16 protein-coding genes are annotated in these 22,392 nt (G+C 68.4%); 3 read left to right on the top strand and 13 right to left on the bottom strand.

Going from position 1 to position 22,392, the window contains the following annotated elements:
- Window positions 1-42: 42 nt before the first annotated feature.
- Window positions 43-828, bottom strand: a complete 786-nt coding sequence (locus tag ACWDSJ_RS31430) for a nuclear transport factor 2 family protein (RefSeq protein WP_450036208.1) — start codon at window positions 826-828, stop codon at window positions 43-45.
- A gap of 141 nt (window positions 829-969) precedes the next feature.
- Between ACWDSJ_RS31430 and ACWDSJ_RS31425 the strand changes: the two genes are divergently transcribed.
- Entirely contained in the window at window positions 970-1,902 is a 933-nt protein-coding gene (locus ACWDSJ_RS31425; protein WP_450036207.1) for an alpha/beta hydrolase, read from the top strand.
- On the opposite strand, the gene ACWDSJ_RS31420 is transcribed toward ACWDSJ_RS31425, so the two are convergent.
- From ACWDSJ_RS31420 to ACWDSJ_RS31380, 9 genes are all read right to left on the bottom strand, one after another.
- A complete protein-coding gene (locus ACWDSJ_RS31420; protein WP_450036206.1) occupies window positions 1,814-2,713 on the bottom strand; it encodes an alpha/beta hydrolase family protein in 900 nt (299 codons plus the stop codon). The genes ACWDSJ_RS31425 and ACWDSJ_RS31420 overlap by 89 nt on opposite strands.
- Before the next feature lie 15 nt (window positions 2,714-2,728).
- Window positions 2,729-3,199, bottom strand: a complete 471-nt coding sequence (locus ACWDSJ_RS31415; RefSeq protein ID WP_450036204.1) for a nitroreductase/quinone reductase family protein — start codon at window positions 3,197-3,199, stop codon at window positions 2,729-2,731.
- A gap of 15 nt (window positions 3,200-3,214) precedes the next feature.
- Complete coding sequence (locus ACWDSJ_RS31410; protein WP_450036202.1) at window positions 3,215-4,942, bottom strand: AMP-binding protein; 1,728 nt, start codon at window positions 4,940-4,942, stop codon at window positions 3,215-3,217.
- Window positions 4,923-6,353: a flavin monoamine oxidase family protein gene (locus ACWDSJ_RS31405; protein ID WP_387361363.1), complete on the bottom strand. Its 1,431-nt coding sequence runs from the start codon at window positions 6,351-6,353 to the stop codon at window positions 4,923-4,925. Before ACWDSJ_RS31405 ends, ACWDSJ_RS31410 begins: the two co-directional genes overlap by 20 nt.
- A gap of 26 nt (window positions 6,354-6,379) precedes the next feature.
- Window positions 6,380-7,822 carry an NAD(P)/FAD-dependent oxidoreductase gene (locus tag ACWDSJ_RS31400; RefSeq protein ID WP_450036200.1) on the bottom strand — a complete coding sequence of 481 codons (1,443 nt, stop codon included), beginning with the start codon at window positions 7,820-7,822 and terminating at the stop codon, window positions 6,380-6,382.
- Between the two features lie 4 nt (window positions 7,823-7,826).
- The gene (locus ACWDSJ_RS31395; protein ID WP_450036198.1) at window positions 7,827-9,434 is read right to left on the bottom strand and encodes an aldehyde dehydrogenase family protein; all 1,608 of its coding nucleotides are present in this window, start codon (window positions 9,432-9,434) and stop codon (window positions 7,827-7,829) included.
- A complete protein-coding gene (locus ACWDSJ_RS31390) occupies window positions 9,431-10,789 on the bottom strand; it encodes a TrpB-like pyridoxal phosphate-dependent enzyme (RefSeq protein WP_387361357.1) in 1,359 nt (452 codons plus the stop codon). The genes ACWDSJ_RS31395 and ACWDSJ_RS31390 overlap by 4 nt, the downstream gene beginning before the upstream one ends.
- Window positions 10,790-11,083: 294 nt before the next feature.
- The gene (locus tag ACWDSJ_RS31385; RefSeq protein WP_450036195.1) at window positions 11,084-12,913 is read right to left on the bottom strand and encodes an acyl-CoA dehydrogenase; all 1,830 of its coding nucleotides are present in this window, start codon (window positions 12,911-12,913) and stop codon (window positions 11,084-11,086) included.
- A 151-nt stretch (window positions 12,914-13,064) separates the two neighbouring features.
- Entirely contained in the window at window positions 13,065-14,039 is a 975-nt protein-coding gene (locus ACWDSJ_RS31380) for a ParB/RepB/Spo0J family partition protein (protein WP_450036193.1), read from the bottom strand.
- A gap of 568 nt (window positions 14,040-14,607) precedes the next feature.
- Here ACWDSJ_RS31380 and ACWDSJ_RS31375 point away from each other — a divergent pair.
- On the top strand, window positions 14,608-16,206 hold the full coding sequence (locus tag ACWDSJ_RS31375; protein ID WP_450036192.1) for an MFS transporter: 1,599 nt from the start codon (window positions 14,608-14,610) through the stop codon (window positions 16,204-16,206).
- 4 nt (window positions 16,207-16,210) lie between these two features.
- On the opposite strand, the gene ACWDSJ_RS31370 is transcribed toward ACWDSJ_RS31375, so the two are convergent.
- The 3 genes from ACWDSJ_RS31370 to ACWDSJ_RS31360 form a co-directional block, all read right to left on the bottom strand.
- A complete protein-coding gene (locus ACWDSJ_RS31370) occupies window positions 16,211-18,016 on the bottom strand; it encodes a serine/threonine-protein kinase (protein WP_450036190.1) in 1,806 nt (601 codons plus the stop codon).
- On the bottom strand, window positions 18,013-19,638 hold the full coding sequence (locus ACWDSJ_RS31365; protein ID WP_450036189.1) for a serine/threonine-protein kinase: 1,626 nt from the start codon (window positions 19,636-19,638) through the stop codon (window positions 18,013-18,015). The genes ACWDSJ_RS31370 and ACWDSJ_RS31365 overlap by 4 nt, the downstream gene beginning before the upstream one ends.
- Before the next feature lie 366 nt (window positions 19,639-20,004).
- Window positions 20,005-20,844: a helix-turn-helix domain-containing protein gene (locus tag ACWDSJ_RS31360; protein WP_450036188.1), complete on the bottom strand. Its 840-nt coding sequence runs from the start codon at window positions 20,842-20,844 to the stop codon at window positions 20,005-20,007.
- 628 nt (window positions 20,845-21,472) lie between these two features.
- On the opposite strand from ACWDSJ_RS31360, the gene ACWDSJ_RS31355 reads away from it, so the two are divergent.
- A complete protein-coding gene (locus ACWDSJ_RS31355) occupies window positions 21,473-22,351 on the top strand; it encodes a helix-turn-helix domain-containing protein (RefSeq protein WP_450036187.1) in 879 nt (292 codons plus the stop codon).
- Window positions 22,352-22,392 lie beyond the last annotated feature (41 nt).

Raw genomic sequence — 22,392 nt, 5'->3', positions numbered from 1 at the left:
CTGATGTCCATTCGCAATCGATGTCGCCGGGCGGGCGGGCGCTCAGCCGGTCGAATACACGCGAATCGCCGCGATGTGCCCGGCCCGGCGAGCGACCTCGATCTCGGCGATGCCGCGGCCGGCCGGGGTCTCGACGGTGGCGGTGACGAAGCGGCCCGCGGCGAGGGTCTTGCCGATCTCCAGTCCGCGCGCACGGGCGGCGAATTCGCCTGCGCCGATGGGGTTTCCGGCGGGCCACTCGAGAACGCTGTTCGGGGACAGGGGCTTTCCTTGCCCGAGCGCCGCGAGCGTATCCACGGCCGCACGCTTCCCCGCCGCACCCACCCGGAGAAAGCCGCGCGCGAATCCGACTGTGCCCCCGAGCCCTTGGTGCCGGATCAGGCGGGCTCCGACGAGCGGCGCGGCGGCGAGTCCCGCTCGCCCGGCGGTCAGCAGCCGGCCGATCATCGTCGGCAGTTCCCAGTGCGCGCGCAGCCCGGCGATGCGCCACTCCCCCGCGACCCGGGACAGGTCGTAGCGCAGATGCATGGGCACCGTGAGGGTCACGCCTGTCGACATGGTGATCGCGATGGACAGATCGCGGAAAACGGTCGTGCCGCACACGATGTCGTGCTCGACCCGGAAGACGATGGTGTTGGGGCCGATGAAGGTGTCGTGGAACCGCTCGATCGCGGCCGTGCCGACGTGCGGCCGGGAGCCCACCGGATCCTCCACGCGGGCCGTCGGGGTGAACAGGCCCACCCAGGCCGCGCGGTCGTGGGCGGCCACCGCACGCGGGGATCGTTCGACGGTCGCGAGCAGTTCGGCCTCGGAGTCCGCATGCGGCATGGGCTCCAACTTATAACTCGTTCTAGTTTCGCTCAACACGCCGCCACCAGCGCGGACTCCCTGGCACACGACATTTCGGGCATTAGAGTCGGCGAGCGTTCGCGTACCCGTCGGCTGTCCCCTACCTCTGGAGGAGCCTTGGTGGAACGAGTGTCCGTCGCGTTCGACAGCGCCGGGGTCCGCTGCGCGGCCTGGCACTATCTCGGATCCAACGGGACCTGCGTGGTGATGGCGGCGGGACTGGGCGTACCCAAGGAGCCGGGTACCGATCGCTTCGCGCGGGCCTTCGCGGCGGCGGGGTTCGGCGTGCTCGCCTTCGACTATCGCGGGCTGGGCGCGAGCGGCGGCGGCCCCCGGCAGGTGGTGCGGTTCCGGGAGCAGCTGCGGGACTGGGACGCGGCGCTCGCCCGCGCCCGCACGCTCGACGGGGTGGATCCGCGCCGGATCGCGATCTGGGGGTTCTCCGCGTCGGGCGGTCATGTCCTGCGGGTCGCGGCCGAGCACCCGGAGCTGGGCGCGGCCATCGCCTTCGCGCCGAACGCCGACGGCTGGGCCGGGATTCGTAATGCCTTGCGCGAGACGCCCTTACGCGCGATGGGCCGACTCGTGCTCGCGGCGGGCCGGGATGTGGCGGCCACGGCCGTCGGGCGTGCCCCACTGCTGGTCCCGTTGACCGGTCCGGCCGGAAGTGTGGCGGCGCTGACCACCGCCGACTCCCGCAACGGCCCGCGCGCGCTCGATCCGCGCGGCGAGTATCGGTGGCGGCCCGAGGTCGCGGCGCGGTCGGCCGTGCGGATCGGCTTCGATCGGCCCGGTCGGGTCGCCCCGAGAATCGCTGTGCCGCTGCTGGTTCTGGTGCACGAGGAGGACGGCGTCGCCCCGCACGAGCCCGCGGCGCGTGCCGGGCGGCGCGCCCCGCACGGCGAGGTCGTCCGGCTGCCCGGCGGCCACTACGCGGGTTTCCTGGACGGCTTCGACGCCGCCGTCACCGCTCAGCTGAATTTCCTTCGGCGGCGGCTGGTTTCGTCGCCCACCAGGACGCGATCTGCGCGGCCACCGGGCCGGACCGCTTGACCCAGGTGACGTGGTTCAGGTTCGCCCCGTCGACGGCCTCCCGCGTCAGATGCCACCGCTGGACCTCCGCGCGCCCGAGCTTGCCGACCAGGTGGTCCACCGACGCGGGCGGCGCCACCCGATCCCCCGCCACGGAGATCGCCAGCACCGGCAGCCGCACCTGTCCGAGTTCGTCCTCGGCGCAGGGCATTCCGGCGATGTCGTAGCGGCCGGTGCGCGCGAGGTGCGCCCATTCCAGCATGAGCCGCCGCGGCTGCGCGCCGAGCCCACCGAGCTTGTCGCCGGGGAAGTACCCGAGCACACGCGAGACCGCGGCGGCGAACTGCGTGGTGGCGAGAATCTCCGGCCCGCGCACCCCGTACACCCGGTGATACGGCGAATCGGCCGCGATCATGACCACCCCGGCCACACTCGAAAACGCTTGGGCGACAGCGGCCGACGTCTCGGTGGAGCGGGTGCGAGCACCGGTTGCCGCCGCGGCGTACAGGGCCGCGAGATGACCGCCGAGGCTGTGCCCGACGAGCAGCAACGACGATGCGGGAAAACGATCGCGGGCCGCCGCGAGGGCCGCGGGCAGGTCTTCGGTGACCAGTTCGGCGAAGCCGTGGTCGGTGCCGCGGCGCGGGGCGGGGTCGGTCCTGCCCTGGCCGCGCAGCTCGATCACGGCACTGTGGAAACCCTCGGCCACGAGGGCGTCCGCGAACGGACGATAGTACTTCGCGCGAACTCCCATGGCGGGCAACACGATCGCCACCGGCGCCGCGGCGTCGGCGTGGTCCTGCCACAGGATCGCGGGATCGGGCGTCGGCACGGGACTCCTCGGTGTTCAGGCCGGTTCGAGGATGACCATCGGGATATCGCGACTGGTGTAGGTCGCGAACAACTCCGCCGCCGGATGTCCGGCGACGAACCGCGGCCAGAGCCGTTCCCGCTCGGCCGGTTCGGCCCGGCGCGCCCGGACCCGGACCCGGCCGTCCCCGCGCAACGTGACCGTCGCGTGGGGTTCGGCCTGGAGATTGCGCCACCACGCCGGGGCCTTGTCCGAACCCGCCGCCGCGGCGAACACCACCAGATCCGATCCGTCCCGCAGATAGATCACCGGCGCCAGGCGCGTCTTACCGGTCTTGCGGCCCCGGGTCTCCAGCACCAGGATCGGCGTGCCGCCCCAACGCGGGGCGATCCGGCCGCGACTCCACCGGAACACGCGCGCGTGCGTGCGCGAGAACAGGTGCGCCACCGGCAGTTGCGCCGCGATGTGGTCGAGCCGGGCCCGGGCCTTGGTGGGAAGTACTTTCACCGTCACCGTCCGTCGTCACGCGCCGTCACGCAGCACGATCTCGCGCTGGAGTTCCTGGGCCCGCCGGTGGTCCTCCCGCTTGACCAGTTCGGTCAGCAGGTAGCGCCGCGCCTTGGCGGTCGCGGTGCGATGCAGGGCCTCGGGGGTGACCTCGAACGGCTCGCCCAGCCCGGTGATGCCCCGGCTGGCCTTCTGCCAGACGTCGGGATCCAGCGACCGGCCCGGCCGCATACAGATCACCGGCACCGGTTTGCCGTCGCCGTCGGGCACGACCACGATCTCCTCGGCGTCCGGAATCCCGTCCAGCAGTTGGTCTTCGATCCACAGGCAGCTCTGCACGCCCTCGATGCGGTCGGCCACCCGGTCGAGCACCTCGAGCTGACCCCACTTGCCGCGCCGGCCCCAGTCGCCGGTGTCGAACCACTTGCCGTGGCGGCGTTCGGAGAACTTCTCCGGGGTGCCGACGAACGACAGCGCCCGCGACGGCGTCTTCACCTGGATCATGCCGGGCTCGCTCTGGTCGCGCCGCCGCTTGCCGGTCTCCGGGTCGGCGATGCGGGCCCGCACGCCGGGCAGCTCCCAGCCGACGCTGCGCGAATTGTCCCGCGCCGAGCGGGCCGCGCTCGCCCGCGTGTAGGGACGCACGGTCACCGCCTGCACCTCGGTCATGCCGTAGCACTGCAACCACACCGGGAACCGGCGCTTCGACGCCTCCAGCAACCGCTGGATGGTCCGGGGATGGATGGCGTCGAAGGTGTTGAAGTACACCCGAACCGAGGCGAACGGATCGTTCGGGTGGTCGGCGATCTCCTCCCAGTCCATGAACTTGTTCGGATGGGCCTCGACGATCGTGGGCCGGTACCGGCCGAAGATGTCGGCGATGTTCTCGTTGCTCGGATCGGCCACGCCCAGCAGCGGCGTCCCCCGCGAGAACGTCGCCAGGAAATTGATCACCGCGCGGATGTGCACATGCGAGATGACGCTGCCGAACAGCTCGTTCGGGCCGTGCGCGAACGGGAAGATCGACTCCATCAGCCCGATCCAGGACACGCCCTTCGCCGACGCCTCGGCCAGCTTCGACACGCCCGTGGTGCTCGAGGTGTGGGTGATCACCATCGGATCCTCCTCGCGCAGCGGGGAGGGATCGGGAACGTTTGCGCCCCACAGCTTTTCGATCGGGACGCCGCCGTCGATCGGCGCGATGGCGATCGCCGACAGCTCACGCAGGCGGGCCTCGGTCAATCCGACGTAGCGGGCCACCTCGGTATCGGTGATCACGACCTTGGGCCGCACCCGCTCGAGCAGGATATTGATGATGTCGGAGTCGAGCTTGGCCGAGATGAGGGCGGGAATCGCGCCGATCCGGGCGGCGGCCGCGGCCAGCGCCTGGATGTCGTAGTTCGGCGTCTTGACGATCGCCACCCGATCCCAGCGCCGCACCCCGGCCTCGTACAGCACGGCCGAGAAGTTCCGCACCAGTTCGGCGAATTCGACGTAGTCGAGTTCGAGCCGCTGCTGCGGATCCCACAGGAACGGGCTGTCGAGATAGACCGGCGTGCGGCCGAACCGCTCGGCCGCCAGCTCGGCGATCAGACCCGCGTTCACGGGTTTGCGCAACGGCACCCGATCGCGGGTGAACTGCCCGCTCAGCAGCGCCGCCGGGCTCGTCCGTCGTTGGTCGATCGAGAAGGACGACCGAGCCTCGTCGCTGGTCACCACGCGTTCATTTACCGCTGATGGCATACGTCTCACCTCTGTTGCTCAGCACCTCGGCCACCTCGGCGGCCACCCGATGTCCGGAGCCGATCGCGCCGTCCATGAAGCCCTGCCAATAGGTGGCGGTTTCGGTTCCCGCCCAATGGATTCGACCGACGGGCGCGGCCAGCGCCGCACCGTACTCGGTCAGCAGACCCGGCCCGGCGAGCGAACCCGGGCAGCCCCACACATACGGTTCGAGGTGCCAGCGCCGGATGATCACCTCACGCGGATCACCGGCCGCCGCACCGAAATACGTGGTGAGGTTGCCGAGAATCCGCTCCCGCACGACGCTGTCGTCCTCGTCGTCGAGGGCGTTGGCCGCGTCTCCCTTCACGAAGCACACCAGCACACCCGGCGTGCCCGATTCGGGCGTGTTGTCCCAGACGTTGGCGGCGGGTCCGGTGTCGCTGCACACGTACCCGGACAGGTCGGCGTCGCGCCAGAACGGCCGGTCGTACACCACGTTGACCTTGATCTGCGCGCCGTGCAGCAGCCGCCGGGTCAGTTCGGTCCGCGCGGGCGGCAGCGGCGGATCGTAGGTGACGCGCGACGACGCCTCCGGCGACGCCGCGAAGATCACCCGGCGGGCCCGGATCACCGCGTCGCCCGCCTCGACCAGCACGGTGTCGCCGTCCTCGCGGATCGAGCGCACGGGCGCCGACAGCGTCAGCACGTCGCTCAGCTCCTCGCCGAGGCGCCGCGGAATGAGCTGGGAGCCGCCGACGATCCGGAACTGGGAGGCCCCGTCGCGGGTGACCACGACCCGCAGCAGCGAGCCCGGGGTCTCGGCATTGCCCGCGGCCGCCACGTACCGGACCATGTGCAGCAGCGAAAGTTGGCCCGTCTCACCGGTATTGGTGTTGCGGGTGACGTAGTCGACGAGCATGCGGGCGTCCTCGGTGGTCGTCACCGTCTCGGCCCACTCGCGGAAGGTGATCTTGTCCCACTCCGCGGCCTGCGGCGCGGTCCACGGCGCGGCCGGGTCCACGCCCTCGGCGAGTTCCTGTAGACGCGCGATCGTCGTGCCGATCTCGGCGAGCGCGTCCTCGGTGATCGGCGGGATCGGGCCGACCGCCGAGTCGTACCGGGACAGCTCGCCGTGCCGGTAGTAGAGGTGGTCCCCCGCGACGCGCTGCTTGTAGGTGCGCAGGCCCAGCTCCTCGACCAGGCCCAGGACGTTGTCCTGGGTGGGGCCCAGCCACTGTCCCCCGGCCTCGATCGTCTCGCCGTCGCCGATCGGGACCCCGATCACGCGGCCGCCCACGTGATCGGTGGCCTCGAGTATCCGCACCGAATGTCCCGCGCGGCGCAGGTCCCGGGCGGCGGTCAGCCCGGCCAGGCCCGCGCCGACGATGACGACGTCGACCGCCTCGGAAATTTCTCGATCGTGCTGCATGGCGGCTCCTCTCCTACCGTCCGGGACTAACTGTGTTCGAGCGCACGGGAATTCGCGGCCCGATGTGCCGGATCGCCGTTCTCGCCCGGGGCGAACGACGGGTGCCGATTGATCCACCGGCGGCGCAGTTCCCGGGCCAGCAGCGGCAGGGACTCCCGCAGCAGCGGGCCGCGCGGTTCGCGACCGGAGACCAGCAGCCGCAGCGTCGACTCGGCCAGGCGCGGCAGGGAGAACACGTCGTAGTAACTCGACCGGTGATAGAACAGGTCGAAGAACACGTCGAGTTCGCCGTTGGCCTGCAACAACCGGATCCGCTCGGTGATCATCGCCGGAATCGCCCCGGCCGCACCGAGATCGGTGGTCAGCCAGTAGTGCCCGGCGAAGCGCTCGTCGCGCCAGTCCGCCCAGTGCCGCAGCTGCACGTCGACCCCGCCCGCGGCGCCGCCCAGCCCGGCGACGATCCGCGGGGCGAGCGCCTCGGCCTGGATGAACGCGTCGCCGATGCCGCGGCCCAGCGCGGGATCCTTGAAGTGCCCGGCGTCGCCGACCAGCACCCAGCCCGGTCCGATGGGCTCGCGGTAGTAGCCCTCGAACCTGCGGATGCCGGAGATCTTGGTGGCGATCTTCGCCTTCCCGAGCGCGTCGAACGCGGGCTCACAACTGCGCATGTGCGCCAGCAACATTCGCTCGGTGTCGGTGCGGAACTCGTCGCGCTCGTGCATCTCGGGCGAGACGCCGAGCAGGAACAGGTCGCTGTCGGCGGGCCCGCCCCACACCATCCGGTCACCCCACCGATGGAACAGGAAGGAGTCGGCGTAATCCGGGTTCCAGTCCTCGAAGAAGGTGAAGTAGTACGACCGCCCGTTGGGGGTGAGGTTGTACTTGCGCGACCCGACCGCCGCGGCGAGGGTCGAGTTGCGCCCGTCCGCGCCCACCACCAACGGGGCGTGCAGGGTACTGGTCTTGTCGCCGCCCTCCCGGCCCCGGCGCTGCACGCGCACGCCGGACACCCGGCCGTTGTCCCGCAGCACCTCGACGACCTTGGTGCCCATCCGGACATCGGCCCCGGCCTCGACGGCCCCGTCGGCGAGGATCGCGTCGAGCAGGTGCCGCCGCAGGAACGTGGTCCCGCCGAGGTCGTCGAACCTGAGCGTGAACGGGGCGCGGATGCGCAGGTCGTTGATGAGGATGTCGGCCCGCTGATGGAACCGCACCCCCGTCGCCTCGATCTGCTTGAGCAGGCCCAGCCGCTTCAGGAACGACAGGGCGTCCGCCTCCATCAGATGCGAGGACAGCGTCTCCTGCGGAAACGTCGCCTGCTCGAGGACCACGACCCGAACCCCCGCGCGGGCGAGCAGCGTCGCCAACGGCGCTCCCGCGCACCGCGATCCGATGATGATCACATCGAAGTGCTCGCCGTCGCCCACGCGGTTCGCGGTCGCGCCGTTCTCCGACAGGGAAAGCGACATGGGATCAGCTCCTGATCGTCTCGTCGGCTTGCAGGACCCGCGGATCCAACGGGCGGGGATCGCCGTCGCCCCACGCCACACCCTGGATGTGGGTGGTGCGCAGGCCGACGTAGTTCAGCTCGCCGTAGGCCCCACCGGTGCGGCCCGTGCCGCCGTGGGTGGAGATGTAGGACGTGAACCCGATGTGCGAGTCGTTGATCTTCAGCTGACCGCCGTTGACCACCTCGACCGCGAATCGGCGCGCGACGTCGTCGCTGCCGGTCCAGAACGAGTTGCGCAGCCCGTAGTGGTTGGCGTTGACGAATTCGATGACGTCGTCGAGCAGATCCTCGCCGCGCCCCGACTCCGGCACCACGATCGGCAGCAGCGGGAAGAACGTCTCCTCGCGCACCGCCGACAGTTCGCGCGCCGTCTCGAGGCCGTCGACCCGCAGCACCGTGGGCTGGATGAACATGCCCATCGCCGAGGGTTTGCCCTCGACGTCGACTCGCTCACCGCCGCACAGCAATTCGGCGCCCTGGCCGCGCGCCTCGGACAGGTAGTCGAAGAAGCGGTCGGTCTTGAGCACCGGACTCAGCAGCACGTCCGGATCCTCGGGGTAGCCGACCTTCAGCGCGCGGACCCGCTCGGTGAAGATGTCGATGAACTTGTCGGCGACGGCCGGATGCACGATCGCGTACTTCGGCACCATGCAGATCTGGCTGGACCCGAAGAAGCTCTCCTCGAGCGCCCGGGCCGCCGCGTCGAGATCCGCGTCGTCCCAGACGATCAGCCCGTCGTTGCCGGACAGTTCGAGGATCGCCTTCTTGCCGTTGCGCAGGCACTCCTCGCCGATCTTCAGGCCCACGGCGCTGTCGCCGAAGAAGAACACGTCGTCGACCAAGGGGCTGGCCATCCAGCTGCGCAGCAGCGGCTCGGTCCCGGCGCTGATCAGGTTCAGCGTTCCCGGTGGGGCGCCGTGCTTTTCGAGGATCGGGGCCAGCAGCTCGCGGTAGACGAACATGACGCTCAACGGGGTCGAGCGCGGCGCCTTCACCACGATGGCGTTGCCGGTGAGAATCGCCAGCAGGCCGAGGGTGCCGTTGGAACCGGCCGCGTTCTGCGGCGGGTTCACGCACACCACCCCGTCGGGCTTGCGGATCAGCTCGACCTTGCGGCCGTCCACCTCGAAGGTCTGGTGCAGCTGCTCGACGTACCAGTCGATGGTGGCGTCGTCGCAGCCGCGCAACATGCCGCTGATCTCCCACTGGGCGAGTTTGCGCGGATGTCCCTCGGCGATCAGGATTTCCGTCATCTCGCCGGACCGCTCGGCCAGCGTCTTGTTGAACTCGTTGACGATCGCCTTGCGCTTGTCCAGCGGGAACGCCCGCAGGTCGCGCGCGGCCCGCCGGGCGGCCTCGAGCGCCCGGCGGTGGTGCTCGTCGGAGCTGGTCGCGCAGCGCCCGACCACGTCCTCGGTGGCGTCCTCGGGCTTGACCTGACCCAGTTCCAGGCCACGCTTGAGGTTGAAGGCGGCGGTGACGTCGCGCAGCAGGGCCGACGCCTTGACCACGTAGGTCCAGCCGTCCCCGTCGACGTCCTTGCCGTCGATGTAGAGCGGGTAGGTCCTCATGCCTTCAGCTCCTCGAGCTGCGGGGCGATGAAGTCCTCTTCCTCGACATCGCGCAGCAGGCCCGCGTGGTAGCGGCCGTACGCCTCGAGATCGAGCAGGCCGTGCCCGCTGTAGTTGAACACGATGGTGGCCTCCCGCCCGGTGCGCTTGCACTCCAGCGCGACATCGATCGCCGCGCGGATGGCGTGTGCGCTCTCCGGCGCCGGGACATAACCCTGCAAGCGGGCGAAAGTCGTTGCGGCGTCGAAGATCTGGGTCTGCGGGTAGGCGACCGCGTCGAGCAGCCCGGCGTTGCGGATGAGGCCGACCAGCGGCGCGCAGCCGTGGTAGCGCAGGCCACCGGCGTGGATCGGCGGCGGCACGAAGTCGTGGCCGAGGGTGTAGGTGTGCACACCCGGGCCCTTACCCGACGCGTCGGCGAAGTCCAGCCGGAACTCGCCCTTGGTCAGCGGCGCGCAGGCGTCCGGCTCGGCGGCCAGGATGGTGAGGTCGTCGCCGTTCATCTTGTCGGTGAGGAACGGGAACGCGAAGCCGCCCAGGTTCGATCCGCAGCCGACCGACGCGATGAGGTAGTCGGGCTTGCGGCCGATGATCTCCAGTTGTTCGCGCAGCTCCAGGCCGATGACCGTGTGGTGCATCAGGCAGAAGTTCGCGAACGCGCCGACCGCGAAGCGCGCGCCCTCGTCGGAGTAGACCGTCTCGAGCGCCTCGCTGACCGCGGTGGCCTCGCTGCCGGGGTGGTTCGGGTACTCGGCCAGCAGGTTGCGGCCGAATTCCGTGGTGTCGCTGGGGCTGGGGCGGACCTCGGCGCCGTAGGTCTCGATGAGATGGCGGCGGTAGGGCTTCTGGTGGTAGCTCGCGCGCACCATGTAGACGAGCAGATCCAGGCCCATCAAACGGCAGGCCAACGCCAGCGCGCTGCCCCACTGACCCGCGCCGGTGTCGGTGACCAGCTTGGTATGGCCGTCGCGCTTGGCGTAATACGCCTGCGCCAGAGCCGAATTCAGCTTGTGGCTACCGGTCGGCGACGTCGCCTCGTACTTGAACCAGATCTGCGCGGGGGTGTCGAGTTCCCGCTCCAGGGCGCGGGCCCGGATCAGCGGGGTGGGCCGCCACAGCTTGTAGGCGTCGCGCACCGGCTCCGGAATGGTGATCCACCGTTCCATCGAGGTTTCCTGCGCCGCAAGGGCTTTCACCAGCAACCGCTCGAGGTACTCGTTGGTCACGGGCTGTCCGGTGGAGTTGTCGATGTAGCGCTCCGGCAGCCGCGGCAGATCCGGAATCACGTTGTACCACCGTTCCGGAATGCGATCGATGGGCAGATCGACGCGGTCGGAGGGTGCGGAGAAGTTCATGTGTCCCCCTCTGGGAAATGCGAACTGTGAACATGGCACACGAGTGCAATAGGCGCTCCGGCGCGCGACCGGCATGGGCGCGCGGACGTGGTGCGCGACAACTGGGTACGACGGAAAGTGTTGCGGCGTAAGTGGAATCTCGGCGATCCGACTCACCCTATCAAGGTCCTACGTTCCACCCAAGACCGTGCGAGACCGCACGGTGTACGTTTTTCGCCACCTCCTTCGTCGGCGCGAGGTACCATCCGCCGGCGGCGGAAGGACGAGTTGGTTTCGGGCACAAAGTAAATCGGCTCAGAGGGCCGCGTCGTCGAGCGTCATGACGTCGTTGTCGAGCGCGGACAGCACCGTCCGCGTCGCGCTCAGCAGGGGCAGTACATTGCGGGCGAAGAACTGCGCGGTGGCGACCTTGCCCTGATAGAACGGCTCAGTCGAACCCCCGTCCAGCGCCGCCAGGGCGACCTCGGCCTGCCGCAGCAGCTGCCAGCCGATCAGCAGATCACCCACGGCCAGCAGGAACCGCACCGAACCCAGACCGACCTTGTACAACTCGGCCGGATTCTCCTGCGCGCCCATCAGATGCCCGGTCAGCGTCGCCGCCATCGCCTGCACATCCTCGAGCGCGGTCGCCAGCAGCTTGCGCTCCCCCTTCAACCGGCCGTTGCCCGCCTCGGAGTCGATGAACGTCTGGATCTGCCCCGCCACATGACCCAACGCCACACCACGATCACGCGCGATCTTGCGGAAGAAGAAGTCCTGCGCCTGGATCGCGGTCGTGCCCTCGTACAACGAGTCGATCTTCGAATCCCGGATGTACTGCTCGATCGGGTAATCCTGCAGGAACCCCGAACCGCCCAGGGTCTGCAACGACTCGGTCAGGTACTGGTAGGCCCGCTCCGAACCCACGCCCTTCACGATCGGCAGCAGCAGATCGTTCACCCGCGCCGCCAGATCCGCGTCCGCACCCGAAACCCGCTCGGCCACAACGGGATCCTGATGCGCGGCCGTGTACAGGTAGATCGCCCGCAGACCCTCGGCATACGCCTTCTGGAACAGCAGTGCCCGACGCACGTCCGGATGTCGCACGATCGGCACCCGCGGCGCGGACGGGTCGGCCAGCCTCGTCATATCCGGGCCCTGCACCCGCTGTCTCGCGTAGGCGAGCGCGTTGCGGTAGCCGGTCGACAGGGTGGCAACGGCCTTGGTGCCCACCATCATTCGCGACACCTCGATGACGTCGAACATCTGGCGGATCCCGTCGTGCACCTCGCCCACCAGCCAGCCCTTGGCCGGGACGCCGTGGCCGCCGAAGGTGACCTCGCAGGTCGCGGAGACCTTCAGGCCCATCTTGTCCTCGACATTGGTCACGAACACGCCGTTGCGCTCGCCCAGCTCACCGGTCTCGTGGTCGAAGTGGAACTTCGGCACGAAGAACAGCGACAGACCCTTCGTGCCCGGCCCCGCGCCCTCGGGACGGGCCAGCACCAGATGCATGATGTTCGGGAACAGATCATCGGAGTCGGCGGAGGTGATGAACCGCTTCACGCCCTCCAGATGCCAAGAGCCGTCGGCCTGTTCGATCGCCCTGGTGCGGCCCGCGCCGACATCCGAACCGGCGTCGGGCTCGGTGAGCACCATGGTGGCGCCCCAGCCTTGCGCCACGGCGAGTTTCGCCCAGCCCTTCTGCTCCTCGGTCCCGAGGCGGTGGAAGATGTCGGCGAAACCCGCCCCGGCCATGGTGTACATGAAGGCGGCGGGCTGGGAGCCCAGCACCAGTTCGGCTACCGCCCAGAACACCGCCGCGGGCACAGTGATCCCGCCCAGATCCGCGGCGACGCCCAGCTTGTCCCAGCCACCGTCGATCAGGGTCCGGCACGCGGCCTTGAACGATTCCGGCAGCGACACGCTGTGCGTCTCGGGATGGAAGACGGGCGGATTCCGGTCGCCGTCGGCGAACGCCTCGCCCAGCGGACCCTCGGCGAGGCGTCGGACCTCGCGCAGGATATCGCGGACGGCGTCGTCGTCGAGCTCCCCGAACGCGTCCTTCCCCAGGACGGAACCGATGCCCAGCACCTCGAACAGATTGAATTCCAGATCGCGGATATCGGCTATATAATGACCCATGACAATACTACTCCAATACTGGATCCGCACATTGCCGGATGCGGTCACGCGGGAATACCTCGAGAAGAACCACGCCGTTACTTCTCAAAGTATTCGAGGGATCGGCCCTGTGCAAGCAGTCGGAGCGCTCCCGACGGGTCATCGCGGGGATTCAGAGCGCCTTTCCGGACTTCCCCTCGTCCCAGGCGCGGCGTTTCCTGCTGTTCAACTTCGCCTCGATCTCGCTCCATTTTTCCGCATTACACGCGGCCAGCGCCGCAATGATATCGAGGCAATGTTCGGGCGTTTGATCGACGATCCGGCTCAATTCCTCGCCGGTGCGCGGGCTGGCATCCAACCAGCGGATCAGCATTCTCCCCGCCTCGCTGAAACGCAGCGACGGGTCCGCTTTCAGGCTCGCGATAATGGCTTCTCGATCGAATACCGCACCGCGCTCGGGCCGTTGGCGGCCGCCCCGCGCGGCGCCGGACCACAACTCGCTGACCCGCCCGGCGGGCGCCTCCCCGGAATCATGACCCGTCGAATTCGCCTCGGCCTCGGTCGCCTTCGCCGGGGAACGCCGTGGTCGGGAGCGGTTGCGCACGGGCCGCACCCGTCCGTCGCGCCCCTGCCGGGCGGCCAACTGGGGAATTTCCCCACTCGGGTCGCGGCGGATCGAACCGACGGTCTTGTGGTCCAGGCCCGCGGCCAACCCCACCTTGCGGTCCGACCATTCCGGATGGATCCGCAGCATCCTTCGAGCGGCGGCCCGGCGATCGGCCAGCGACAGCGGCAGGCCGTGCGCGATATTCAACCGCACCGACAGGAGAAACGCGTCCTCCTCGGTCCCGTCGAAGTAGCGCGCCCGGACGACGTCCTTGCCCGCCAGGGTCGCCGCCCGCACCCGATGCGTCCCATCGATCACGCGCATCGACGCGCGGTGCACCAGGATCGGCGGCAGCACGTCGTACGAGCGTGCCAGAAGTTCGGTGTGGGCCACATCCTCGCCGGCGATACGCGGTGAAATACTCCCCACGATCTCCGAGATCGCCAGCTCGCCCACTTCGCTGATCAGCTCCGGTTGACCCGTCCGATACCCGAAACGCATAATTTCATCATCCGGGCCATGGTCATCGTTTACGCTCATCCTATTACCCTCCTGCTAACAGGTGATGTCTGTGCTGATCGTTCCGACGACACCCTCGACAAGGCGGTCCATATCGAGCCCACTGGACTGCCGGGCAGAGCGATCGAATTCCTCGCCTCGCGGCCGAAGCGGTGAAATGTCAAGTGTCCCCACAAAGTTGTCTCGAAGTTCGCCGCCCCCGAACAGCGGTACCGCTAACCGCGCAGGCGAACAGCAGAGAATTCCGGGAGACGACGACGAAGGGACGCTTCGTGTCGCATCGCGGATTTCAAGGGACTATTGCATGGTAGTAACTGCCAGTTAACAGAACCTCCCCCGTCTCAGATACCAACCGAATGCTACCACCGGGTTCACCTTGTGCGTAGGGACGCGATGCGAACCTTGCAGAACTGCGGCGGCGCACCCGTATCAGCGGAAAAAAGTCACGGTGATCGGCATCGGAAACAGCTGCTTTTACGATTGAACGCACAAGTGCCCCTCTGTATAGTCGCCCCTGTACCAAACGGTGACCGACCAGTGCTCTCCTGTGTCATCGGCTCCCCCCAGTTCAACCACTCGCGGAGGCAGCATGGCAACGACCCGATCCCGATCGTCGGTACGCTGGTGGACCCTGGCACTCGTCTCGGTGAGCACCTTCATGCTCATCCTCGATCTCAGCATCGTCGCGGTGGCGCTGCCGAGCATCCAGCGGTCCCTGCACTCCAGCTTCAGCGATCTGCAATGGGTCTTCGACGCCTACGCGCTCACCCTGGCCGCGTTCCTGGTCACCTCGGGATCGGTGGCCGACCGGTACGGCCGCAAGCGGGTCTTCGTCCTCGGTCTGCTCGTGTTCACCGTCGCCTCCCTGGCCTGCGGTCTGGCGCTGAACAGCTTGGCGCTCAACATCAGTCGCGGTGTGCAGGGCGTCGGCGCGGCGATCATGTACGCCGTCGGCCCGGCGCTGCTGGGCCACGAGTTCCACGGTAAGGAACGGGCACAGGCGTTCTCGGTGTTCGGCGCCGCGACCGGTATCGCCGCCGCGGCCGGACCGCTCATCGGCGGCGCGCTCACCGCCGGGCCGGGCTGGCGCTGGATCTTCCTGATGAACGTCCCCATCGGCCTGGTCATGCTGCCGCTCGCCTGGACGAAGCTGCGCGAATCCCGGCTCGCCAAGTCGGTGCCGCCGGATGTGGCGGGCATGGTCGCGTTCACCATCTCGCTGTCGGCGATCGTGCTGGCCATCATCCGCGGCAACGCCGACGGCTGGTTCTCGGTGAGCAACGTTGTGCTGTACGCGGTTTCGGTGGTGTTCCTGATCGTGTTCCTGGTGATCGCGCGGGCGCGCTCGGAGCGGGCCATGCTCGATCTGACCATGTTGCGCGGGCGCACGTTCCTGGGGTTGTGCGTCGCGACGCTGATCATGAACGCGGGCGGGATGCCGTTCATCTTCATCGCGACCACGTATATGCAGAGCGTGCTGCACAATTCGGCGTGGGAGGCGGGCCTGCGGTTCCTGCCCATGACCGCGGCCATGTTCGTCGCGGGCGCGCTCGCGGGTCCGCTCATCCAGCGGGTGCCGTTCCGGGTCATCCTGTCACTGGCGTTCGTCACCATCGGGGCGGGTCTGCTGTTGACCCGGCTCAGCGACGCGCACGGCACCTGGGTGCAGCTCATTCCCGCGCTCGTCGCGGCCGGGGTCGGCATGGGCACCTTCCAGCCCGCGCGCGCGGCGCTGTCCATCGGCGTCTTCGAGCCCGCGCGGGCCGGGGTCGCGTCGGGGATCAACGAGACGTTCCAGCAGGTGGGCATCGCGCTCGGGCTCGCGGTGGCCGGGTCGTTCTTCGAGAACCGGGTGATCCACTCGTTCGAGCAGACCCAGATGGGCGCGGCGCTGGGACCGCAAGCGCACGAGGCGGGTTCGGCCATCAGCGCGGGCGCCATCGAGACCGTCGCCGGGGGAGCGCCCGTGCCGCAGGTGGCGGATCAGATCGTGGCCGACGGCCGGTTCGCCTTCACCGAGGGCTTCCATCAGACGATGACCATGTGCGCGATCTTCGGATTCGTCGCCGCGATCATCGCGGTCTTCACCCTCACCAACAAGAGCCTGCACGAGAGCGCGCTGAGCGGGGTGCCGCCGGAGGTGGACGAGAACGAGGAGGAACGGCCCGCGCGGCCCGTCTCGTCCTGAGCCGTCAGATCGGCGCGTTCGCGAACCACTGCTCGGCCAGGTCCTGGCCGGTGTGGTGGTCCCAGCCGACGTCGATCACGACCCAGGCGCGGGCCGGATCGTCGAACGCGACCGTCAGCAGTCCGGTATTGCCGCCCGGGTAGTAGCTCGTCCGCACCCGGCCCGTACCCGACGGCCGCGACCAAACCTGTTCGCGGGTGGTGTCATTGGCGATATTGGTGGCGAACATCGAATCCCGGCGCGGATCGCCGCGCCGGAACGACCAGACCGTCCACTCGATGCCATTGTCCTGGGTGCAGCTGACGGCCGGGGCGCCGCCGTTGTTGAGCACGTTCAGGTCCTCGCAGTGTGCGCCTTGATAACCGGGCTGCCCTGGGGTGGGTGGCAGCAGTCCGGGGAAGAGGGCGACGAGGTCGTTGTCCCGGCCCCACGCGGTGACGCCGGGGCGCGTGCTCGTGGTGGACGGCGGGGATGCGGTGGCCGGTGCCGCCATCGTGGTGGTCGGGAGCGGGTGCGGCCCGGGATCGTCCCGCGTGGCGAAAATCGTTGCCGCGAGGGCTGTTCCGACGACCGTGGCGAGGCCGAGTGCGAGCAGGACGGTCCGGCGGATGCCGCTCCCCCGTCCGGATACGGTGGCTCGGCGTCCCGACGGCGCGGTCGAACCCACGGGGGAATACACATCGTCCCGCGGCGGCCCGCCGACCGAGTACGAGACAACACCTCCCGATGATCCGATCGGGTCCGCGATCGGACGTGACCCGCCCCACGACGACGAACCCGAGCCCGTAGCAGTGTGCGAAATGCCATGCGACGATGAACTCGAGCCAGCGGCAGGGTATGGAATGCCGTGCGGCTGCGACGCAGAACCAGCGGGTGGATGTGGAATGTCCTGCGGCGGTGAGGGAGTCGAGTGCGAGACCTCGCGCGGCGACGAGGGGCTCGCATGCGCGCCCGGATGTTGTTGGGACAGGGACGAAGTCGGGCGCGGGGCGAGGGCCTGCCGGGCGGCGGCGGCCAGGGCGGCGCAGGTGGGGTAGCGCTGGCGCGGATCCTTGGCCAGGGCGCGGGCGATGACCTCGTCGATGGCCGGGGGCAGGGCGGGGTCGGATTCGGAGGGGCGCGGCGGCGGATCGTTCAGGTGGGCGGCGACTATCGCGGCGGGGGCTGGGCGGCCGAAAGGGACGGTGCCGGTGAGCATTTCGAACAGGGTGCAGCCCAGCGAGTAGATGTCGGCGCGGTGGTCGACGGGCGCGCCGAGGATCTGCTCCGGGGCGACGTAGGCGAGCGTGGCGACCAGGGCTCCGGTGGCGGTGAGCCGGACCGGGTCGTCGCCCGCGCGGGCGATGCCGAAGTCGGTGACGAAGACGTGGTCCGTCCCGTCGTCGTCGCCCACCAGCAGATTCGCGGGTTTGACGTCGCGGTGGATCAGGCCCCGGCGGTGCGCGGCGTCGAGCCCGGCGGCCGCCTGCTCCAGAATGCCCAGCGCCCGGGCGGCCGGAAGTCCGTGCGGCCCTTGCCGGATCAGCGCGCGCACATCGGTCCCCGCGACGTAGCGCATGGCGATCCACGGCCGGTCCCCATCGCTGCCGCGGTCGTAGACCTCCACCACATTCGGATGGTCGACGCGGGCGGCGAGTTCGGCCTCCCGGGTGAACCGGGCGCGGAACTCGGCGTCGGCGGCCCGGCCGAGCACCTTCAACGCCACCGAGCGCGGCAACCGCGGATGCCGGGCCAGATACACCGTGCCCATCCCGCCCGAGCCGAGCACCCGTTCGATCCGGTATCCGCCCGGCCCGAGATCCTCGCTCACAGCGGCGCGCCCACCCACCAGTTGTCGTACACATCCCGTCCCCCGCTGCCACCGGACGCACCGACCACGCAGAAGTTCCGGCCGGGATCGTCGAAAGCGATGTCCAGCAAACCGAATCCGGCCAGACTGTCCGATGCCCAGCGCACCGTGCCGGTGCCCGAGGGCCTAGTCCACCGCTCCTCGTGCAGATCGGCCAGCCCCGTCCGATCCGCGCTGTAGGTGACCGCCCGCCGGTCCGGCGAACAGTGGATGTTCACGCTGAAATGCCCGGGTTCATCGGTGGGACAGTGCAACCAGGTACCGCGATCGTCGTTCAGGGCGCATCGCATTCCTTGGTAGCCCGTCCCCTCGGGGTCCGGGGGCAGCAATCGGGGAAAGGCCGCCACGATATAGGCCGCCGCACCCCACGCCGCCCCCGCCGGTGTTGTGGTCGCGGCCGCCGAAGTCGTGCTCACCGCCGCCGTCGTCGTCGACGCGGCCACCGGATTCCCGGAAACACCCCCACCGAACCGCACCCCGGCCACCACCGCCACCCCCGCCAGAACCAGCACCCCCACCACAACCGCCACCCGCAGCCCAAGGGAGCCCATTGAATGCCTTGGCGTGGAGTGCGGTTCGTGCCAACGTGGTCCCCCCGACGCCGACTCGGGCCCGAACGGCCGCACCGAACCAGACCCCGCCCAACCTGATTCCGGCCCGGCAGACCGCACCGAACCCGACCCCGCCAGCGCGGACTCAGGCCCGACGAGCCGCACCGAATCCGGCCCCGCCGAGGCCGACCGGGGCCAGCGTGGGGCGGTGAGGGCCTCGGCGGCGGCCGCCGCCAGTTCCCCGCAGCTGGCGAAGCGTTGGGCCGGGTCCTTGGCCATGGCGCGGGCGATCACCGCGTCCATGGCGGGTGGGATCGGGGCGAGGGTGGAGGGGCGTGGGGGCGGTTCGCTCAGGTGGGCGTGCAGGAGGGCCGCTACCGGGCGACGGCCGAAAGGGGTTCGGCCAGTGAGGATTTCGAAAAGGGTGCAGCCGAGGGCGTAGACGTCGGTGCGGGGACTCAGCGGCTCACCGCTCAGTTGTTCCGGGGCGGCGTAGGCGAGGCTGGCCGCGATGGCACCGGAGGCGGTCACCGAGGTCCCGGCATCGAGCTGCCGAGCGATCCCGAAGTCGGTGATCCGGACGATGTCGGAGCCGTCGTCACCGGCGGCGACAAGGATATTGGCGGGCTTCACATCCCGATGCAGCAGCCCCGCCCGATGCGCGGCGTCGAGCCCGCGCGCGGCCTGCCCGATGATCCGCACCGCCCGCTCCGGCGACACCCCGCCCCGAGTGAGCTCGGCCAGATCCGCCCCCTCCACATACCGCATCGCGATCCACAACACCTCCCCCTCGGCCCCACGGTCATAGATCGACACCACATTCGGATGCTCCAGCCGCGCGGCCAATTCCCCCTCCCGCAGAAACCGCAACCGGAACTCGGGATCACCCCCCAACCCCGCATCCAGAATCTTCACCGCATCCCGCCGCGGCAACCGAGGATGCTCCGCGAGATACACCTCCCCCATCCCACCCACCCCCACCAGCCGCACAATCCGGTACCCGGCGAAAACATCCCCGGCCACCAACCTCACCGCGAAAACCTCCTTCTGCCAGGAGATTACCGCAGAACGAGCGGGCCGTCTCGGCCGCGGCCCGCGTAGAGCGCGCGAAAACGCGACGCCCCAGAACAACCTGCTTCCGGAACGAACCGGGTTGTCCGGCAAGGGCGCCCCCTCGACCGCGTGAGGCGAGCGAGGAACCCCAGCCCGGGGACGGACCCGCTCATAAATCCCTCACAGAGGCCCCTCGAAGGCCGTGGCGCACAAGACGTCTCCCCTGAAGAATGAATGAGGACACCCGCTCGTGAAGGCTGATTACGCGAAGCCGTCGAACTCTCCCGCTGCGCACCCCTTGACCCAATCGGCGAATTCGGGGCGGGTAGGCTACCTTTGTGTGATTCAGCCGGTGAAACCCGACTTCCTACGGCATGACTCGTTTTTCTTTGTGCTCCATTCTTCCGCCAACTCGGCGATGAACGTACGCGACTCGTCAGGAGTCAGAGCCGACCTCGAGGCTTGTTCGAACGCGCTCCGAAAGTACTTCAATTCTTCGTCGTCGTTTATATCCTCAGCCCCTCGCCATGTTTCATGGTAGACCCGGGGCCTCCCCCAGGGGTGCGTCATTATGCTGAACGGCCCTATACGCCGGGCCTCGTACTGCCCTACCTCATAGGTCGTCACCAGGACTGTGATGGCGGGGAGCCGAGAGAGCTCCACGAGCGCGTCGAGCTGTGCCGCCATTGTTGAGGCGCTTCCGACGACCAGGCGTAGCGCCGACTCGGGTTGAATCACAACCAGTGAGAGATCTCCGGCCTGAATTCGCTTCTGCCGCTTAATTCGTTGCCGCACCATGGTCTCGATATAGGAATCCGATGGTCCTTCGATGCCGAGCCTGCTCACCAGTTCTCGCGTGTAGTCCGGAATCTGCAAGAGTCCGTGCACCGCGCGCGGTTCATGAATGTGGATCTCGATCGCCGACTGCTCCAGGCCGAGAAAGGGCGAGAGCCAGTCCGGCATCTCTTCCCTCAGCCCCTTCGGAGCGCCATGGAGCATCGCATCCAGTTCCGAGAGGGTAACACCCAACGCCTGTGCGTACGCGACTCTTTGGTTCGGATGAGGGGTGCTCTCCCCACGCTCCCACTTGCCCAGCGTGGTGCGGTCCACCCCTACGACTTGGGCTATCTGCTCTTGGTTCCTACCAGAGCTCCTGCGCGCCTGTATGAGTCGCTCTCGTCGCATAAAGGCATCATAGGTATCCCTTGAATGCCACACATTTCGCGGGCAAGCTGGGTCTCGGCAGAACCCTCGGAAGGGCTGGAGCTGAGATGATGATCCAACGGTTATCAGAACGGGAGTGGTTGCATCGCACGGTCTCTCGCGGCGGTGACGAGGCTCTGTGGAGGCTTTCGGGTAGGGATATCCGAGTTTTGTCGGTATGTCAGCGAAGGCAGGACGCAACTTCGGGCTGGATCTGGTTCAGCTCGAACAACTTTCCAGATTTGGCGGAAGCGCGTGAAAGGATACCGCGACTCTGCGGCCTTTGGGACGAAATCCGACACGAGTTCTGGACAACCTTGCAGTCTCGTAACCATCGATAACAAAGTGTACCTGTAGTGCTGTTACCGAGGAACAACGAGAATACCCGATGCCTTCAGCATATCCAACAGCGTGTTTCGGGTCGATACATGTTTCTTAGGGCCGCTCACCGAAGCTTCGACGAAGGAGCTTCTGCAACGAGCGTTTTCGGCTCTAGGGAGTGCGCCGACTGGTCGGGAGTTTGCCGACCCCGACGTCCGCTTCCCAAGACCACCAAGAACCCGAAACAGCCGATTTCACAGAACAATCAACAAGAGAGCGAGGTATTGCATTGCGCAGAGAAGGTTCGTCACTCGCCAAGCGAGCGCTGGGGCGGCAGTTGGGTTCCTTCCGCAAGAGGGCCGAGGTCAGTCAGAACCAGGCGGGGGGTGTGCTGGGGGTGTCGGCGCAGACGATCGGGCGGTTGGAGGAAGGGGTGACGGCGCGGATCGCCAGTGATCTGCATTTGAACACCTTGTGCGATCGGTATCGGGTGGGTGACGCGGATCGGCGGGTGATCCTCGCGCTGGCGCGGGAGGTTCGGTTCATCGCGAAATGCGGCGGTGGGTGGTGGCGGCCGGACCTGGATCGGGACACACACGATTTCGATCCGCGGGTGGTTCTCGATCACGCCGCGATCCGGCTGACGGCGTGGGCGACGCTGCTGCTCCCTCCTATCCTGCGCACATCCGACTACAGTCGCGCTGTCGCCTGGACCCGGTCGCCCCATATGCCCACCGACCAGGTCGAGGAAAGCATCCACGCGGCCGCGAAACAGCAACGCGCTCTCGATGATTCGAACCTCGCCGTCGAGATCATCATCTCGGAGGCGGCCATCCGTGAGGAGTGGGGTGGCCCCGGCGTGATGGCCGAGCAACGACGCCACCTCGCCGAGATCAGCCACCTCCCCAACGTGTCCCTGCGGGTCGTGCCCATCAACGGCCGCAGCCGCATCGGCGCACTCACCGGACCGTTCACCCTGCTGGAGTTCCCGATACTGCCCCACACCCGCCTCAACGAACCGCCCCTGGTCCACATCACCGAATACGTCGGAAACCTCTACCTCGAACGCTCCGGCGAAGTCGATCACTACCGGACCGCCCTCGCCGAGCTCCGACGGACGGCGTTGAGCGAATCCGCCTCCAGGACAATGCTTCTGGAAACGGTATGAGTCGTCCGGCGAGGGGCGGACCGATCCGGCCGCCCCTTGCC

It is taken from the genome of Nocardia sp. NPDC003482, from assembly GCF_053588115.1.
This window is presented reverse-complemented; position numbering and strand designations above follow the sequence as displayed.